Consider the following 16,322-nt stretch of genomic DNA (forward strand, 5'->3'; position numbering starts at 1 on the left):
CGAGAAAATACTAAGGCAGTATAATGCCTTGTTCGTTGGCTTTGACTTAGACGATAAACGCCGATATACGATGCTGGCATAACGCGGCGCGTGTTAAAGTAATTTGTTAGGATGTTAATGTGATACATGACTTTGATGTCATTGTTATTGGTGGTGGCCATGCTGGGTGCGAAGCTGCGGCTGCTTCTGCCCGGACAGGCGCAAGCACACTGTTGATTACACATAAGCCAGAAACCATTGGTGAAATGTCTTGTAACCCTGCCATCGGTGGCTTGGGTAAGGGACATTTAGTTCGTGAAATTGATGCTTTAGATGGTGTGATGGGTGTGGTTGCTGATGCGTCAGGCATTCAATTTAGGTTACTTAACCAACGCAAGGGCCCAGCGGTCCAGGGCCCGCGCTGCCAATCTGACCGTAAGTTGTATCGTACAGCGATGCAGAAGATTCTGAACAATTACCCAAACCTCACTATTCAAGGAAGCGCTGTTGAGGATCTTATCCTTGAAGAGAATGATGGAAGCAGTGTCTGTCGAGGTGTTATCACATCATCTGGTGAGAGGCTTACAGCTAACGCAGTTATCCTAACAACGGGCACTTTTTTACGCGGCCTTATCCATATCGGCGAGAAAACAACACCAGCAGGGCGCATTGGTGAAGCACCATCGCTTGGTCTTTCAGATACGTTGGAACAGTTAGGTTTTGAGCTGGGACGACTAAAGACAGGAACACCCGCACGCCTTGATGGTCGTACAATTGATTGGTCGCAGTGTATCGAACAACCAGGAGATACGCCGCCGGTTCCTTTTTCTTTCATGACATCAGAAATCGAAGTGCCGCAAATCAGTTGTTATATGACACGCACAACAGAACAAACACATAGGCTTATAAGCGATAACCTGCACAGAGCGCCAATGTATTCAGGTAAAATTGATAGCAATGGCCCGCGCTACTGTCCGTCAATTGAAGACAAAGTTGTTCGCTTCGCTGATAAATCTAGTCATCAAATATTTCTGGAGCCTGAAGGCTTAGATGATCATACGGTATATCCTAATGGTATATCAACGAGCCTGCCTGAAGATGTTCAAGACGAGATGATTGCATCAATTCCGGGTTTGGAAAATGCAAAAATCATTCAATATGGCTATGCTATTGAATATGATTTCATCGACCCGAGAGAACTAAAGCCAACACTTGAGACACATAAAGCCCATGGGCTTTATTTGGCAGGTCAAATCAATGGTACGACAGGGTATGAAGAGGCTGCTGCGCAAGGCCTAATGGCTGGTGTTAACGCGGCTTTACAGGCAAAGGGCATTGATGAGCCTTTCACTCTTGATCGCGCTGATGGATATATAGGCGTGATGATTGATGACCTGATAACACAAGGCACGCGTGAGCCATACCGTATGTTTACGAGCAGAGCAGAGTACCGTCTTGCTTTACGAGCAGACAATGCAGACCAAAGATTAACCGAGAAGGGCGCTGCTGTTGGTCTTGTCGCTGGTGAGAGATTGCAGAGATATAGAAAAAAGAAACAGACCCTTGATCATGCGCGCGGTGTATTAGAACAATTATCCTTAACACCGAATGAGGCTGCAAAATTTGGCTTTAAAATAAACATGGATGGTGTGCGCCGTTCTGCGGTCACTCTTCTTGGTTTTACTGATATCAGCTTCGATGCGCTCAAGGGTGTGTGGCCTGAAGAGCTCGCTGATATATCGCCACCTATCGCCCGGCAGGTAGAGATTGACGGCATGTATCGCAGTTATCTTGATCGACAAGATCAAGATATCGCGGCATTCAGGAAAGATGAAGCATTGGAAATACCCAGTGGTCTTGATTTTGAACAGATTCAGGGCTTGTCTAACGAAATGCGTGAGAAGTTTAAGACGGCACGACCAGCCACACTGGGCGCCGCTGCACGTATCGCTGGTGTAACGCCTGCTGCTCTCACTGTCTTGCTGGGTTATGTAAAAAAACGTAAAAGCGCTGCCTAATGACCGTTTTACTTGTTTTAGGCTCAATGACGTTTTTGCGAGTTGTGTAATATGTATGGACCGGAAGATTTTGTTGAGGACACCAATGTTTCACGTGAAACATTGCAGAAGCTCACTCAATATGCAGATGCGTTGGTAAAATGGCAAAAGGCTAAAAACCTTGTTGCAAACTCAACACTTGAGGACCGATGGCGTAGGCACTTTCTGGATTCAGCCCAAATGTTTTCACATATGCGAAAGCGGCTAGGAGACAGGCCCATCCGAATGATTGATATTGGTTCGGGGGCTGGTTTTCCTGGATTAGTCCTATCAATTATGGGGTTGGGTACGGCCCATATGGTAGAATCGAATGGCCGTAAGTGTGTCTTTATGAATCAAATTGTGCGCACAACTGCAGCAGATGCTTTTGTGCATAATGTGCGAATCGAAGCTTTTGATGCGCCGGACTATGATGTTGTTGTGTCGCGCGCTTGTGCTAAAGTTGAGCAATTGTTGGATTGGTCGCACCCGTTTCGACAGAATTCTACGGAAATGTGGCTCTTAAAAGGTGAAGGCGTTGAAGATGAATTGACCCAAGCTGAAGCTTCATGGAAGATGAAAAGTGAACGATTTGAAAGCTTGTCCAGCTCATCGGGTACAATTTTAAGGCTTTATGAGATAGAAAAGAAATAATTACCTGTTTTTGTTTAGGTTTAAGGGTTTGAGTATGCAGCACGCCACCGGTGCACAAATAATTGCAGTTGCCAATCAGAAAGGCGGGGTTGGTAAAACAACAACCGCAATTAACCTTGCCACAGCAATTGCAGCCGTTGGTAAAAAGGTGCTTGTTTTAGACCTTGACCCACAAGGTAATGCGAGCACTGGTTTAGGAATAGACCGGTCTCGTCGTGACATTACGTCTTATGATGTTGTTCTAGGTGCAGCGCAGGTGGGTGATGCAACAATTGAAACAGAAGTTCCTGGTTTGGCGTTAATACCATCAAATGTTGATCTATCCGGTGCAGACCTAGAGCTGGCAGAGTTGCCCCAGCGTAACTTTAGACTTAAATATGCATTGGAAAAGGCACAATCCCGGGAAAGTTATGATTATATCCTTATTGATTGTCCGCCCTCACTCTCCTTGCTGACAATCAATGCGCTAGTGGCGGCCGATTCGATCATGGTTCCTTTGCAATGTGAATTTTTTGCACTTGAAGGTTTGAGTTTGTTGCTAAAAACCGTTGAGCAGGTGCGCACTAGCCTTAACCCAACACTTACCATTAATGGTGTTGTGCTTACCATGTTTGACAAGCGTAATAACCTGTCTGAACAGGTAGCATCTGATGTGCGGGCTTATCTCGGCGAGAAGGTGTTTAATACGGTTATTCCGCGTAATGTACGGATTTCGGAAGCGCCAAGTTTTGGTAAACCAGCGCTACTGTATGATCACCGCTGTACCGGTAGTCGAGCATACATTGATTTGGCCCGTGAAGTATTGGTGCGTGATGCGGCTCAGCACGCTGCATAAAATATATAATTAAAGCAATTAGTTACAGGTGATACATGTCGAAAACGACAAGGACAGGTTTAGGGCGCGGACTTTCTGCACTATTGGGCGATGATCGTCCCGTTATTGATACACCTATCGATACAGGTGCGGCAGCTGTTGGTGTTGATGGTGTCTCACGCCGCCGACGGCTACCTATAGAGTTCCTTGAGCGCAACGGCGATCAGCCTCGATACCATTTTGATGAAGCATCAATTGATGAGCTTGCTTCCTCAATAAAGGAAAAAGGGCTTTTACAGCCCATTCTTGTGCGCGAAGTTGGTACTGACAGATATCAAATCGTTGCTGGTGAGCGGCGTTGGCGTGCATCACAAAAGGCAGGCATTCATGAAGTGCCGGTTATGGTTCTTGAGCTTTCTGACACCGAGGCGCTTGAGGTTGCCATCGTTGAAAACATTCAACGTCAGGATTTGTCGGCAATAGAAGAAGCCACGGCTTATCAGCGTTTAATAGATGAGTTTGGTCATACTCAAGACGCTGTTTCCAAAATAGTGGGGAAAAGCCGCAGTCATATCACGAACTTACTGCGTCTTCTTAATTTGCCGCAAAAAGTCCGCGACCTTGTTGATATGGGCAAGATATCAATGGGCCATGCACGCGCTTTGGTAACCGCGGAAGACCCGGTTGGTCTCGCGGCTAAAATTGTTGCTGACGGTTTAAGCGTTCGCCAAACAGAGGCAGCAGCTAAAGGCGATAAAGGCGGTGAAAAAACAAAACGTCAACCACAACCAGGGGGACGTTTTGGTGGAGGAAAAGACGCTGACACCATTGCTCTTGAAAAAGACCTGACCGCAGCACTTTCAATGAAGGTTAGTATTGATCATCAGGATGAGGGCGGCAAAGTTACAATAGCGTATGCCGACCTCGAGGAACTTGATGCCTTATGCTCAAAACTGGGTGTGTGCGGGTTTTAGGCTAAGGGGCTTGGTTAGCATTTAAAGCTTTGCTTCAATTGCGTCCCATATCTGTGCTTGAAGATTAACGTTATCATATTCATTTACGGCCTGAAGGCCTGTAGGTGATGTTACGTTAATTTCAGTAAGCCAATCGCCAATTACATCAATGCCAACAAAGGTTAAGCCCCGTTTTTTCAAGTCAGGGCCAATTGCAGCACAAATTTCTTTTTCCCGTTCTGTTAGTTGTGACTGAACAGCCTTGCCGCCTGCAACAAGGTTTGAGCGCACTTGACCAGCTGCGGGTACACGGTTGATGGCACCAACGGCCTCACCATCAATCAGAATAATGCGCTTATCACCGTTTCTTACCTCCGGTAAAAACTTTTGCACCATCACAGGCTCTCTCGAGCTTTCAAGAAACATTTCCATTAAGCTTCCTAGGTTGGAATCATCAGCCCTAAGGTGAAACACTCCGGCGCCGCCATTGCCGTATAATGGTTTTACGATGATTTCCCCGTGTTCTTCCCTGAAGCTGTCCACTTCGTCTTCGCGCCGTGTAATCAGTGTGGGCGGCATGAGCCCTTCGAAGTGTGTAACAAATAGCTTTTCTGGCGCATTGCGTACCTCGGCCGGGTTGTTGACAACCAGTGTTTGAGGATGAACCAGCTCCAGCAGGTGTGTGGCGGTAATATAGGACATATCAAACGGTGGGTCCTGCCGCATCCAGACAACATCCAGATCGGCCAGATCAATCGTCTCTGGCGCGCCAAGGTATGCAAAGTGGTTCCCGCGTTCGCGCTTTACGGACACCTTTCGTGCAGACGTAAACACTGTACCATCTTTGTATGAAAGGTCTTCAGCTAGATAATGCCATAAAACATGCCCGCGCGCTTGAGCTTCGAGCATCAAAACGAATGTGCTGTCGCCGTCTATATTAACATCTTCAAGTGGGTCCATTTGAAAGGCGACTTGAAGGCTGCGGTCTATCATATTGTTTATCCTGTATTATCTTCTGGCTTGTTGATTACATTGGATCTGACGAGTTTACCACCCAGGTCGCCATGCATCCAACATATGGGACGGCAATTGTCCGGGTGCAACCGTTATTACATCAAAGCGAACCGCAAAATTTTGTGATGTTTGTTGCTGTAGCCACAAACACGCTGCGTTTTCAATTCGCTGTTGTTGCTTGCTTGTAATACTTTCGAGGGCAAGCTCAGTTGTTTTGCGAGCCTTTACTTCAACAAAAACAATATAATTGCCTTTCTGGGCAATGATGTCGATTTCACCTGCTGTTGAGCGAAAGCGTTGCTCACGAATTTTGTAACCTTTTGCTCGCAACAGCATGGCGGCGAGCATCTCTGCCTTTCTGCCGCGTTTTTCAGCATCTTTATGTTTGGTCCTTGATGCCATTGTTTTAGCGAGATGTTTCCGCAGAAAGCTCAAGGGCTTTTTTGTATAATGGATTCTTCTTTTCTCCGCTTACTTCTGCAACAAAGGCAGCAGCTGTTTTAACGGACATATACTTTAGGGCTGTTGATAGCAGTTTATCTGTTTCGATGTTTGTGTTTTGCTTCTGGCTGTTTTGTTTGCTTGGCGGTGCTATTACGACAACAACTTCGCCCTTAGGCTCTCCGTTGGTTTCATAATAATCTACCAGTTCGTCCAGATTACCACGAACTACTTCTTCAAACTTTTTACTGATTTCGCGGCATACAACAACACTGCGCTCCTTTAGTGCATAACGGGCATCTTTAAGGCTATTGAGTAGCCGCCGTGCGCTCTCATAATACACGAGAGTTGCCGAATTATCTTTCTCGGCTTCGAACCAGTTTCTGCGTGCGTTGGTCTTGTTGGGTGAAAAACCCATAAAGATAAACCTATCAGTAGGTAGCCCTGCCAGCGTGAGTGCGGAAACCACTGCTGATGGCCCTGGAAGGGTGGTTACTTTTAGGCCTGAGGCAGCTACATCAGCGACAAGTTTATACCCTGGGTCTGATATAAGCGGTGTGCCCGCATCAGAAACGAGAGCAATGCTTTTACCATCTTTAATCTTGCTTATAAGCTTTGGGCGCTGCGTTTGACCATTGTGTTCGTGGTATGGAATTAGTGGTTTTTTTATCAAAAAAGCATTCATGAGTTTTGCTGTAACTCTAGTGTCTTCGCAGGCAACAATGTCAACACGCCGCAGCGTATCAAGCGCGCGGGATGTAATATCACCGAGATTACCAATAGGGGTCGCTACAACGTATAGCCCGGCAGAAAGGGAGGCTTCTTTGTCGTTGTGTGGTGTCTCTGTGGTGGGTTTTGTTTTCATTGAACTAGCTGATGATCGGATTTTTGCCATTATCTTTGCCTAAACTTAATGAAAACCAGCCCATTGCATTATAGACAGGATAATTTACACAAGCACTTTAAAATCATAATGTGCATTGTGATGTGCACGTTTAATATTGCAGGCTTTCAGCAAACACCAAGGGTTCCATGTTCGCAAGCATCTTTATCAAAGACTATAGCCAAATAAGCCACAGCATTAAAACGTTGCTTTGTTTTGCTTTTGCCGTTGTTTTAGTTGGTTGTGGTGGTTCACCCCAGCAAGCACCAACTACAAGAGCGGCTGTTCCTGAGGTCAATCAAACGGTTCCTGATGTGCCGGGCGAAAATATTTCTCCTGAACAGACGCAGCCTGCTGATGGAACTGGCGAACAAGTAACGCAAGATATTGATACCCAAATTATTGTTGGGGTTATGTTACCGCTATCGGGCCCTGAAGCTGGAGCTGGCGAGGCATTGCTGCGTGCGGTTACGATGGCTCTGTTTGACGCTTATGATCCTCGCTTAAAGCTTATCCCGCTGGATACACAAGCGGATGCCCTGGTTGCGGCAGAAAGAGCACAAGACGCAGTTGATGTTGGGGCTTCGATTGTTTTAGGTCCGCTACTTGCTGACAGTGTTATTGCTGCTGGCCCCATACTTCAGGCAGCGAATGTAACAATGATTGGGTTTTCAAATGATATAACCGCCGCTGCGCCCGGGCGTTTTATTATGGGCTTTTTACCACAAACAGAAGTAAAGCGTGTTGTGGATTATGCGGTCGCTGAGGGGTTAGGAAATTTTGCCGCGCTTATCCCGGAAGGTTTATACGGCCAGCGTGTGCAATCAGCCTTTGGTGATGCTGTTGTTGATGCGGGTGTAAATTTAGCAGCAATTGAAAACTATCCACCAGGTATTATTGAAGCGCTTGATGAACCGGTTAAGCGCTTGGCGCGTTACGATGAACGCCGCCGTGACGCACGACGGGAAGCCCAGTTTTTACGCGGCCTTCGCGATTCTATGATGAATGAAATTGCTGAAAAAATTGAAGCCGCAGAAGTCATGGAAGGGGTTGATTTTGACGCTGTTCTGGTGCCTGAAGGTGGTGCGACTATGCGGTCGTTGGCACCTTTGTTGCCATTTTATGAGGTGGACCCAAACAGGGTTAAATTCATAGGGACAGGGTTGTGGAATGATGTTGGCTTGCTTGGGGAGCCGCCAATGCAAGGCGCATGGTTTGCAGCACCTGAGCCAGAGAAATCTGATGCATTCCTCGCCAGATATGAGCAGACGTATAGCACTGCTGCACCGCGTATTGCGACGCTAGCTTATGATGCCATGAGTTTGGTTGCGCAGCTTGTGCGCACACCCACACAGCAGCTGGATCAGGATCCTGCACAATCGTCGTTAGCGGGCTTGGGTGGTGATGATGAAAAAAAGGACACGCTGTCGCTTAACCGTGCGATTTTTTCTGCAGAGCGTCTCACCATCAATGAGGGCTTTTCGGGTGTTGACGGTTTGTTTCGTTTTTTACCCAATGGGACTATTGAGCGAGCGCTTGCTGTCCTTGAGGTGAACCGCAGTGGATTCATTGTGGTTGATCCTGCGCCAAAAAGCTTTCCAGCGTTTGGCTATTTATTGAATTGAATATAACTCTTCACGCAACAAGCTTTTGTAGCAAGAAATTAAGAAGAGGCCGACCTTTTGCTGTGGTGCGCAAGTGGTCTTTTGTTTCTTCCATATGACCTGAATTGATAAGCTCTGTAAGCGCTTCATGGTCTATATATGTTGTGAGTGGTTTGTTGAATTTAGCTGCAAAGCTTTGCGTATCAATGCCTGCCTTTAGGCGTAGGCTCATCATGATTGTTTCAACCGCGCGCTCGTCGGCATCAACTTGGTCAAGTGTTTCAATGCCGACACCGTTTGCTTTTACAGTATTTAACCAGTCTTCTGGGCGTTTGGTTTGCATGTGAGCGACTGCGCCACTACCTGCGGCGCTGGGCAAACGGCCATGTGCACCGGGTCCAATGCCAACATATGGATCGCCTTGCCAGTAAGCGAGGTTGTGCTGACTTTCCTCGCCGCATTTAGCATGGTTTGATATCTCGTATGCAGGCAGGCCAGCAGCCTTTGTTATATCCTGTGTTATGTCGAACATAGCCGCAGCTAATTCTTCATCAGGTAGTGTAAACTTACCGCGTTTGTATTGGTGGTAAAACGCCGTACCTTCTTCAATAGTTAGTTGATAAAGCGATAGGTGAGACGGGGAAAAGCTGAGCGCTTGTTGTAGTTCTGTTTGCCATTCTTCAAGTGATTGATCAGGCAGTGCGTATATCATGTCGAAGCTAACGCGGTCAAAGTTGTCCCGCGCAATATCAAGCGCAGCTAACGCCTCACTCGCGGAATGTAATCTACCAAGAAACTTTAAAGAACTATCCTTAAGGCTTTGAACACCAACGGAAACACGGTTAACACCAGCTTGTGCGTAATCTCTAAATCTTGCTGCTTCAATGCTGGAGGGGTTTGCCTCTAAGGTAACCTCAATATTATAATCAGGATGCCAGTGTTTTTTTATCTGTTCGATGATGGCGGCAGTGGTTTCGGGCGGCATCAAGCTGGGTGTACCGCCACCAAAGAAAATTGATTTTGCTCTTAGGTTTGGAAATTTGGCGGCAAAGGTATCAATTTCCATCAACATGGCTGTGCGCCATGCCTTTTGATCAACCTGTTCACGTACGTGGCTATTAAAGTCACAGTAAGGGCATTTACGCTCACAAAATGGCCAGTGAACGTAAATAGCGGCTTTTGTCTGCAGGTCTGAGCCTGATAGTTGCGGTGGTTTTTTGAGCAAATCAGCTGTTGAAGCAGGCATTGATCAACTGCTTAAAGGCGTCAGCGCGGTGGCTCATTGTGTGCTTGTCTGCGGGGTCCATTTCAGCAAATGTTTTTGTATACCCGTTTGGTATAAAAACAGGATCATATCCAAACCCTTTTTCACCGCGCATAGGCCAGGTTATTTCACCAAAAACCTTACCTTCGAAACTCTCCATGTGGCCGTCAGGCCAGGCGAGCGTCAGAGCGCAGGTAAAGTTTGCTGTTTTGTCGGCGAGGTCCGCAATTTTTTCATTTATTGCCTTCATTGCAACATTGAAGTCTTTGGTTGGCCCGGCCCAGCGCGCACTATATATGCCCGGCGCGCCGTCAAGGGCCGCAACCTCAAGGCCGCTATCATCAGATAATGCCGGAATACCCGCAGCAGTAGCTGCTGCAAGCGCTTTAATCTCTGCATTTGCAATAAAGCTATCACCGTCTTCAACTGGTTCTGGCAAATCAAGGTCGCCCGCAGAAATAGTTTGCACGCCAAAGGGCGCTAACAATTCACCAATTTCACGAACCTTGCCCTTGTTGTGGCTCGCAATGATCAACTTATCGCCGTTAAAGTGACGTGCCATGTTTATGATACCTTACCGGCGCTAGTTTCAGGCAAGCGCCGCTTCTTGCGCTTTTTTAATGTCATCACAGCCTATGCGTGCCAAGCGGAGCAATCTGAGAAACTCCTCTTCCGAGAAGGGCTCTTCTTCTGCTGTGGATTGAATTTCAACTATGCCGCCATTGCCTGTGATGACAAAATTAGCGTCTGTTGCTGCGTTACTGTCTTCCGGGTAGTCAAGATCTAAAACGGGCGTACCATTATAGATGCCGCAGGAAATAGCCGCAACGCTGTCTGTCATCGGGGATACAGCCAAGTCACCGCGCTCTATGAGCCAATTGAAACATTGTTGCAATGCTACATAGGCACCGGAAATTGAGGCTGTGCGCGTACCGCCGTCAGCTTGAATAACATCACAGTCGAGGCGTATTTGCTTTTCACCCATTAATTCCAGATCAACTACTGCACGCATGGCGCGGCCGATAAGGCGTTGAATTTCCTGTGTGCGGCCAGATTGCTTGCCTTTTGCGGCTTCACGGTTCATACGGCCATGGGTGGAGCGCGGCAGCATACCATATTCAGCGGTGATCCAGCCTTTTCCAGTGTCACGAAGCCAGGGCGGTGTCCGTTCTTCATATGTTGCCGTCACTAGTACGTGGGTATCACCAAACTTAACCAAGCAGCTGCCTTCAGCGTGTTTGGCAAAGCCCGGGATCATTTCAATTGTACGCATTTCATCGTTGGCGCGTCCACTGGGTCGCATATCTTTGTCCTTTATCGTTCGCCTATATAGAGGCGTCTTTTTGTATGCTGAATAATCTTAGCTTACTTAATCTGCAGAACCTTCTACTCTGGGCTGTCGTTCAGGTCAAACAGGTATGGTGCATGCATCTCTATGTTTATCAGATTGACCATACGGCTACCTCTTTATTAATCTGCCGTAAGCATTACATAGATGTCTGCGTATTATAGGGATAAGCGTGCATATGTCGGTTCTTGGTCTAAGCGAACGATCGCGGGATATCTTCCGCCAAATCGTCCAGACATACCTGGATACAGGTGATCCTGTTGGTTCGCGCACAATAAGCCGCGCTGACAGCATCGGTGTATCACCTGCAACTGTGCGCAATGTTATGGCTGATCTTGAGGAGGCTGGCTTGTTGCTAGCGCCTCATACATCTGCTGGGCGTGTGCCAACGGACCTTGGGCTGCGTCTGTTTGTTGACGGCATGATGGAAGTTGGCAATCTGACACAAGCCGAGCGCGAGGCAATAAAAGGCAAGTGCCTAACGTCGGGTAGACAGATGGAAGATGTGCTGTCTGACGCAACGCGCGCGCTGTCCGGGCTTTCTCGCTGTGCATCGCTTGTGATGGTGCCACGGCAGGAAATGGCTGTGCGCCATATCGAGTTTGTGCCCGTGTCAGATGCGCGGGCGCTGGTTGTGATGGTTGCCGAGGACGGCAGCGTTGAAAATCGCTTGATTGAAGTACCAGCAGGGCTTCCGCCTTCTGCGTTGGTGCAGGCAACAAACTTCCTTAACACGCGCCTCGCGGGTCGGCCACTTGAAGAAGCGATGAGTAACGTTCAGCAAGAATTAAAACTCCGCGAGAGTGAACTGGATGCGCTTTCTTCCAAGGTTGTCGAGAGCGGGCTTGCTGTTTGGGGCGGCGGGGATAATGCGGCGGGTACCTTGATTGTCTCAGGTCACAGCAATTTACTGGAAAATGTGCAGGCAACGGAAGATCTGGAACGATTGAAGCAACTATTTGATGAGTTGGAACGCAAAAAAGACTTGATCAAATTGATGGAACTCGCCAAAGACGGGCGCGGTGTGCGTTTGTTCATCGGGGCAGAGAATAATTTATTTTCATTGTCGGGTTCATCTCTCGTCGTTTCTCCCTATATGAACGGTGCAAACAAAATAGTTGGCGTAATCGGTGTAATTGGCCCTACACGGATTAATTATGCCCGTATTGTGCCAATGGTGGATTATACCGCGCAAGTGGTAAGCCGTATTTTATAGAGTTGATAAGGGACGAGCGCGAAATGAGCGACGAAGAAAACAAACAAAACCTAGAAGATTTGAACCCTGAAGACGAAAACCGGTTTGGTGAAAATGTTGACGATCAGGAAGGCGCAGAAAATGTGTCTGATGATGAACCATCGCCAGAAGAAGTAATAACTAACCAGCAATCTGAAATTGCAGCACTAAAAGACCAGATTTTACGTGCACGTGCTGAAACGGAGAATGTGCGTCGTCGCGCTGATCGTGATCGTCAGGATGCCAGTGCGTATGCGGTTACAGGCTTTGCGCGCGATATGCTGACAGTTAGTGATAACTTGCAGCGCGCCCTCGATTCTATTCCTGAAGACGTAGCTGATGATACAAAAACCTTCGTTGAAGGCGTAGAGATGACAGGTCGTGAGCTTCTGAATACTATGGAGCGCTATGGCATTAAAAAGGTTGAGCCTGAAGTTGGTGAGAAATTTGACCATAAATTCCATCAGGCCATGTTTGAGGTACCAACTGAAGAACAGGCCCCTGGTACTGTCATGCAAGTTGTTGCGCCGGGTTATGTGATTAAGGACCGCTTGTTGCGACCAGCAATGGTTGGTGTGGCAAAAGGTGAAAAAAAAGCGGTTGATACCGAAGCATAATATCTCGGTTTCCAACCAGCCTACCGCAGCACAATATGTTTTGTTGATTGTTAGACTTATTCTCCTCCAGCGGTGATTTTGCCGCTTGATGGAGGAGGGTATTTTGACGATCAATCAATATATCGGTGCTGCTCTAATACCAATTCTGGCTCATACTGGCTTTGTTTATATGAACACCGGCGGATTTTTGCCTGGCTTTGCTGCTGAATATGCGGTGCGGTGGATTATCTTTGCGATTTTAATGGGCTTGCTCGCAAAGCCTCAAAGCATGATGTTGCGCGGTACATTGCTTGGGGCGGTTTTGGGCGCCAACACGGCGATGACACTTGCAACACTCGGGCAACCAATTGCAACACTGCCGTTTGCTGTTGCTGTGCACACAGTTTTTGGTTTCCTTGGTGGAACCGCGGTTCATTTAATACAAAAAAGGCAGCAAGAAGTGTAAGCAACTGAATAACAACAGTTAAAAATATACCTATTGATAGATACTTAACAGCATTAATTGATACCATAACTGGCCAGCAAGTTAAAATGTAAAGCTTACTTGACACATGGGCAACAAAGCAATATGTAAAGGAAGCTTGACAAACGGAATTGATAAAGGAGCTGTTATGAAGCTGAGTGCAAAACGATATATGCGTGATACTATTGTCTCATTCTCGTTATATGGATTGATACTGTTTGCCGTTAACACCTACCTTTATGCATATGATGCAGATGGGTGGTTGCCTGTTGCTTTGGCATTCCTTCCGATGCTGCCAATCCTGTATTTTGCGCGCGCTATTATTATCTTCAGCCGAACGTGGGACGAATTGCAGAAACAAATTGCATTTGAAGCAACGGTCGTTGCACTGTTTGTTGTTGGGCTTGGTACATTTTCATATGGTTTTCTCGAAGGGGTTGGTTTTCCTGTGCTGCAAACAATATGGATTATGCCACTGCTCATTGCTGTTCAAGGGTTGGCACAATTTATAATCGCTAGGCGCTACGCATGAATAACCACCTTAAAGCCCTGAGGGCAGAGCGCGGTTGGAGCCAACAACAGCTTGGCGACAGGTTGGATGTTTCACGTCAAACCGTTAATGCGATTGAACGTGAAAAATATGACCCAAGTTTGCCGCTAGCGTTTGATATTGCGAAGGTTTTTGGCCTACAGATTGAAGATATTTTCAAGCCATAAACACACATAAAGACCAGCCCATAAAAGGGACTGGTCTAATGTTTTGCTGATCTGGGAAGCGTTTTTACTCTTTTGGTAGTATAACGTTGTCGATCACATGGATTACGCCGTTGCTTGTTTTAATATCGGCCGAGACAACATTTGCACCATCAACTGTTACGCCACCGCCAGTTGCATCAATTGATATTTTCTGACCCTGTACGGTTGCAGCTTCCAGCTTTTTACCAGCTAAATCTGCTGACATTACTTTGCCTAGCACAACGTGATACGTCAGCACAGCCGTAAGCTTCGCCTTGTTTTCAGGCTTAAGCAGTGTTTCCACGGTACCAGCTGGCAGTTTTGCAAATGCTGCATCTGTCGGGGCGAACACGGTAAAGGGCCCATCTCCTTTAAGGACGCTTACCAGCCCTGCAGCTTTCACAGCTGCCACAAGTGTATTAAAGCTGCCAGCGTTTACCGCGGTATCAACGATATCAGCTTTGTTGCCGTGATGATCTGCCAGTGTCGGCGTCGAAAATATGAAAGTGGCTGCTGTAAGGGCGATACCGATATTACGTGTAATTGAATTCATTGTTCTATCCTCGTGATTGATTGATAGAACCCATTACGGCGGCAATTTGCGGCCAGATTATCACTTGTTTTTGAGTGATCTGGTTACAAAAAACCGCCGTTTACGCTGTATATACCTGATTAGATCAGGTTAGATTACGAGTTTACCTGCAAGGGCTTCATCAATTAGTGCCAAGGTTTCATTGATGCCATATAACGCAATGAAACCGCCCATACGCGGACCTTGGCTTTGACCTAGCAACACTTCGTAGCAAGCCCTAAACCAATCACGAAGGTTTTCAAATTCAGCATCTTTACCGGCAGAATAAACCTCGGTCATAATCAACTCGGCATCTGTCTCGTTTGCATCCAGTGCCTTCAGGCGTGTTTTCAGGCTTTCAAAAGCCGTTAGCTCCTGCGCCGACGGTACCCGGAAAGACTTGGTCGGTTTTACGAAATCCGCATAATAACGAATTGCGTATCCCATCAGACGATCAAGGTCTGGGTATGTTTCTGCGCTTGCGCCGTCAACATAGCGGGCAACAAAGCCCCACAGGGTTTCTTTGTCTTCCGTGTTTGCTACAGAAACCAAATTCAGCAGCAGGGCGAACGAAACCGGTATGCTCGCTGCAGGTACAGTGCCGCCGTGGATATGCCATGCTGGATTTTTGTACTGATCCGCAAGCTCTTGATCGTGGAATTTGGTGACGAAAGTATAATACTCGTCAACCGCCTTTGGAATCACATCAAAATACAGGCGTTTTGCCTTGCGGGGGCTTTGGAACATATACAATGAAAGACTTTCCGGGCTTGCATAGGCGAGCCACTCTTCAATCGAAATACCATTGCCTTTTGACTTGGATATTTTTTGGCCTTGTTGGTCCAAAAACATTTCATAGCTTAAGGCTTCCGGCGGCTGTCCGCCCAGAATGCGGCGGATGATTGAGGAGAGCTTAACGCTTTCATCCAGATCTTTACCGGCCATCTCATAATCAACGTCCAGCGCATCCCAGCGCATGGCCCAGTCTACTTTCCACTGACATTTCACATTGCCACCAGTAACTGAAACAGTGTGGCGTGTGCCGGATGCGCTTTCAAACGAGATGATGCCTTTGTCTGCATCCTCAATCGTAATCGGTACCTGCAGAACTTCATCCGTTTCAGGGCAAAGCGGCAAAAACGGGCTATATGTCTGGCGGCGCTCTTCACCGAGGGTTGGCAAGATCACATTGATGATTTTCTCGTAACGCTGACAAATTTTAATCAGTGTCGCATCAAACATGCCTGCTTTGTAGCATTCGGTCGAAGAATAAAACTCATAATCAAACCCATATTGGTCCAAGAACGCCTGCAGGCGTGCATTGTTATGCGCGCCGAAACTATCGTGCGTTCCAAACGGGTCTGGTACTTGCGTTAATGGTTTACCAAGCGCGCCAGTTAAAAGGTCCTGATTGGGTACATTTGTTGGTACTTTGCGCAGGCCGTCCATATCATCTGAAAAACAGATAAGCTTGGTTGGCAGATCTGAAATTTCCTGAAAAGCCCGCATTACCATGGTTGTGCGAGCAACCTCACCGAATGTGCCAAGATGCGGCAACCCAGAAGGGCCGTAACCCGTTTCAAATAGAACATAGCCTTTTTCCGGTACGCCGTTTTTCTTAAAACGTTTGACCAGCTTTTCGGCTTCTTGAAAAGGCCATGCTTTGGATGCAAGTGCTAGATCAACGTTTCCTGTCATCGGTGTCACCATAT

General features: G+C 47.2%; 18 protein-coding genes. 10 read left to right on the top strand and 8 right to left on the bottom strand.

Annotated features, from left to right (window positions below):
• The first annotated feature begins 122 nt into the window (after positions 1–122).
• Genes mnmG through OEU88_RS02125 form a run of 4 tightly spaced genes read left to right on the top strand, consistent with a single transcriptional unit; the run spans position 123 to position 4,457 of the window.
• Positions 123–1,997 (top strand): tRNA uridine-5-carboxymethylaminomethyl(34) synthesis enzyme MnmG, encoded by a 1,875-nt coding sequence (gene mnmG, locus OEU88_RS02110; protein WP_394805221.1) that lies wholly within the window; start codon positions 123–125, stop codon positions 1,995–1,997.
• A 51-nt stretch (positions 1,998–2,048) separates the two neighbouring features.
• The gene (gene rsmG / locus OEU88_RS02115) at positions 2,049–2,669 is read left to right on the top strand and encodes a 16S rRNA (guanine(527)-N(7))-methyltransferase RsmG (RefSeq protein ID WP_262693449.1); all 621 of its coding nucleotides are present in this window, start codon (positions 2,049–2,051) and stop codon (positions 2,667–2,669) included.
• Positions 2,670–2,703: 34 nt separating this feature from the next.
• On the top strand, positions 2,704–3,504 hold the full coding sequence (locus OEU88_RS02120; RefSeq protein ID WP_262693450.1) for a ParA family protein: 801 nt from the start codon (positions 2,704–2,706) through the stop codon (positions 3,502–3,504).
• A gap of 35 nt (positions 3,505–3,539) precedes the next feature.
• Positions 3,540–4,457, top strand: a complete 918-nt coding sequence (locus tag OEU88_RS02125; RefSeq protein ID WP_262693451.1) for a ParB/RepB/Spo0J family partition protein — start codon at positions 3,540–3,542, stop codon at positions 4,455–4,457.
• 21 nt (positions 4,458–4,478) lie between these two features.
• On the opposite strand, the gene gshB is transcribed toward OEU88_RS02125, so the two are convergent.
• Genes gshB through rsmI form a run of 3 tightly spaced genes read right to left on the bottom strand, consistent with a single transcriptional unit; the run spans position 4,479 to position 6,786 of the window.
• Positions 4,479–5,429 (bottom strand): glutathione synthase, encoded by a 951-nt coding sequence (gene gshB, locus OEU88_RS02130; protein ID WP_262693452.1) that lies wholly within the window; start codon positions 5,427–5,429, stop codon positions 4,479–4,481.
• A 54-nt stretch (positions 5,430–5,483) separates the two neighbouring features.
• Positions 5,484–5,852 carry a YraN family protein gene (locus OEU88_RS02135; RefSeq protein ID WP_262693453.1) on the bottom strand — a complete coding sequence of 123 codons (369 nt, stop codon included), beginning with the start codon at positions 5,850–5,852 and terminating at the stop codon, positions 5,484–5,486.
• A gap of 4 nt (positions 5,853–5,856) precedes the next feature.
• Complete coding sequence (gene rsmI, locus OEU88_RS02140) at positions 5,857–6,786, bottom strand: 16S rRNA (cytidine(1402)-2'-O)-methyltransferase (RefSeq protein WP_262693454.1); 930 nt, start codon at positions 6,784–6,786, stop codon at positions 5,857–5,859.
• A 137-nt stretch (positions 6,787–6,923) separates the two neighbouring features.
• Between rsmI and OEU88_RS02145 the strand changes: the two genes are divergently transcribed.
• Positions 6,924–8,399 carry a penicillin-binding protein activator gene (locus tag OEU88_RS02145; RefSeq protein ID WP_262693455.1) on the top strand — a complete coding sequence of 492 codons (1,476 nt, stop codon included), beginning with the start codon at positions 6,924–6,926 and terminating at the stop codon, positions 8,397–8,399.
• Between the two features lie 10 nt (positions 8,400–8,409).
• Here OEU88_RS02145 and hemW read toward each other — a convergent pair whose 3' ends face one another.
• Genes hemW through rph form a run of 3 tightly spaced genes read right to left on the bottom strand, consistent with a single transcriptional unit; the run spans position 8,410 to position 10,945 of the window.
• Positions 8,410–9,624, bottom strand: coding sequence for a radical SAM family heme chaperone HemW (gene hemW / locus OEU88_RS02150; RefSeq protein ID WP_262693456.1), 1,215 nt, complete (start codon positions 9,622–9,624; stop codon positions 8,410–8,412).
• Positions 9,605–10,204 carry an RdgB/HAM1 family non-canonical purine NTP pyrophosphatase gene (gene rdgB / locus OEU88_RS02155; protein ID WP_394805204.1) on the bottom strand — a complete coding sequence of 200 codons (600 nt, stop codon included), beginning with the start codon at positions 10,202–10,204 and terminating at the stop codon, positions 9,605–9,607. The genes hemW and rdgB overlap by 20 nt, the downstream gene beginning before the upstream one ends.
• 27 nt (positions 10,205–10,231) lie before the next feature.
• A complete protein-coding gene (gene rph / locus OEU88_RS02160) occupies positions 10,232–10,945 on the bottom strand; it encodes a ribonuclease PH (RefSeq protein ID WP_262693457.1) in 714 nt (237 codons plus the stop codon).
• Between the two features lie 223 nt (positions 10,946–11,168).
• Here rph and hrcA point away from each other — a divergent pair, with 223 nt between their 5' ends.
• From hrcA to OEU88_RS02185, 5 genes are all read left to right on the top strand, one after another.
• Complete coding sequence (hrcA, locus tag OEU88_RS02165; protein WP_262693458.1) at positions 11,169–12,206, top strand: heat-inducible transcriptional repressor HrcA; 1,038 nt, start codon at positions 11,169–11,171, stop codon at positions 12,204–12,206.
• Positions 12,207–12,229: 23 nt separating this feature from the next.
• Positions 12,230–12,841 carry a nucleotide exchange factor GrpE gene (gene grpE / locus OEU88_RS02170; protein ID WP_262693459.1) on the top strand — a complete coding sequence of 204 codons (612 nt, stop codon included), beginning with the start codon at positions 12,230–12,232 and terminating at the stop codon, positions 12,839–12,841.
• 103 nt (positions 12,842–12,944) lie between these two features.
• Positions 12,945–13,286: a hypothetical protein gene (locus OEU88_RS02175; protein ID WP_262693460.1), complete on the top strand. Its 342-nt coding sequence runs from the start codon at positions 12,945–12,947 to the stop codon at positions 13,284–13,286.
• Between the two features lie 166 nt (positions 13,287–13,452).
• Positions 13,453–13,836, top strand: coding sequence for a hypothetical protein (locus OEU88_RS02180; protein ID WP_262693461.1), 384 nt, complete (start codon positions 13,453–13,455; stop codon positions 13,834–13,836).
• Entirely contained in the window at positions 13,833–14,021 is a 189-nt protein-coding gene (locus tag OEU88_RS02185) for a helix-turn-helix transcriptional regulator (protein WP_262693462.1), read from the top strand. The genes OEU88_RS02180 and OEU88_RS02185 overlap by 4 nt, the downstream gene beginning before the upstream one ends.
• 64 nt (positions 14,022–14,085) lie before the next feature.
• Here the strand turns inward: OEU88_RS02185 and OEU88_RS02190 are convergent, their stop codons facing one another.
• Both OEU88_RS02190 and OEU88_RS02195 read right to left on the bottom strand, forming a co-directional pair.
• Positions 14,086–14,592 carry a fasciclin domain-containing protein gene (locus OEU88_RS02190; RefSeq protein WP_262693463.1) on the bottom strand — a complete coding sequence of 169 codons (507 nt, stop codon included), beginning with the start codon at positions 14,590–14,592 and terminating at the stop codon, positions 14,086–14,088.
• 129 nt (positions 14,593–14,721) lie between these two features.
• Positions 14,722–16,308, bottom strand: coding sequence for a lysine--tRNA ligase (locus tag OEU88_RS02195; protein ID WP_262693464.1), 1,587 nt, complete (start codon positions 16,306–16,308; stop codon positions 14,722–14,724).
• Positions 16,309–16,322 lie beyond the last annotated feature (14 nt).

Origin of the sequence: Kordiimonas aquimaris (assembly GCF_025574485.1) — a bacterium.
Classification (GTDB): domain Bacteria; phylum Pseudomonadota; class Alphaproteobacteria; order Sphingomonadales; family Kordiimonadaceae; genus Kordiimonas; species Kordiimonas aquimaris.

What these genes read in the sequence shown, in the direction of transcription:
- rsmG (WP_262693449.1), top strand. Translation starts at nt 2,049, where the DNA reads ATGTATGGACCGGAAGATTTTGTTGAGGACACCAATGTTTCACGTGAA.
- OEU88_RS02120 (WP_262693450.1), top strand. Translation starts at nt 2,704, where the DNA reads ATGCAGCACGCCACCGGTGCACAAATAATTGCAGTTGCCAATCAGAAA.
- OEU88_RS02125 (WP_262693451.1), top strand. Translation starts at nt 3,540, where the DNA reads ATGTCGAAAACGACAAGGACAGGTTTAGGGCGCGGACTTTCTGCACTA.
- gshB (WP_262693452.1), bottom strand. Translation starts at nt 5,429, where the DNA reads ATGATAGACCGCAGCCTTCAAGTCGCCTTTCAAATGGACCCACTTGAA.
- OEU88_RS02135 (WP_262693453.1), bottom strand. Translation starts at nt 5,852, where the DNA reads ATGGCATCAAGGACCAAACATAAAGATGCTGAAAAACGCGGCAGAAAG.
- rsmI (WP_262693454.1), bottom strand. Translation starts at nt 6,786, where the DNA reads ATGGCAAAAATCCGATCATCAGCTAGTTCAATGAAAACAAAACCCACC.
- OEU88_RS02145 (WP_262693455.1), top strand. Translation starts at nt 6,924, where the DNA reads ATGTTCGCAAGCATCTTTATCAAAGACTATAGCCAAATAAGCCACAGC.
- hemW (WP_262693456.1), bottom strand. Translation starts at nt 9,624, where the DNA reads ATGCCTGCTTCAACAGCTGATTTGCTCAAAAAACCACCGCAACTATCA.
- rdgB (WP_394805204.1), bottom strand. Translation starts at nt 10,204, where the DNA reads ATGGCACGTCACTTTAACGGCGATAAGTTGATCATTGCGAGCCACAAC.
- rph (WP_262693457.1), bottom strand. Translation starts at nt 10,945, where the DNA reads ATGCGACCCAGTGGACGCGCCAACGATGAAATGCGTACAATTGAAATG.
- hrcA (WP_262693458.1), top strand. Translation starts at nt 11,169, where the DNA reads ATGTCGGTTCTTGGTCTAAGCGAACGATCGCGGGATATCTTCCGCCAA.
- grpE (WP_262693459.1), top strand. Translation starts at nt 12,230, where the DNA reads ATGAGCGACGAAGAAAACAAACAAAACCTAGAAGATTTGAACCCTGAA.
- OEU88_RS02180 (WP_262693461.1), top strand. Translation starts at nt 13,453, where the DNA reads ATGAAGCTGAGTGCAAAACGATATATGCGTGATACTATTGTCTCATTC.
- OEU88_RS02185 (WP_262693462.1), top strand. Translation starts at nt 13,833, where the DNA reads ATGAATAACCACCTTAAAGCCCTGAGGGCAGAGCGCGGTTGGAGCCAA.
- OEU88_RS02190 (WP_262693463.1), bottom strand. Translation starts at nt 14,592, where the DNA reads ATGAATTCAATTACACGTAATATCGGTATCGCCCTTACAGCAGCCACT.
- OEU88_RS02195 (WP_262693464.1), bottom strand. Translation starts at nt 16,308, where the DNA reads ATGACAGGAAACGTTGATCTAGCACTTGCATCCAAAGCATGGCCTTTT.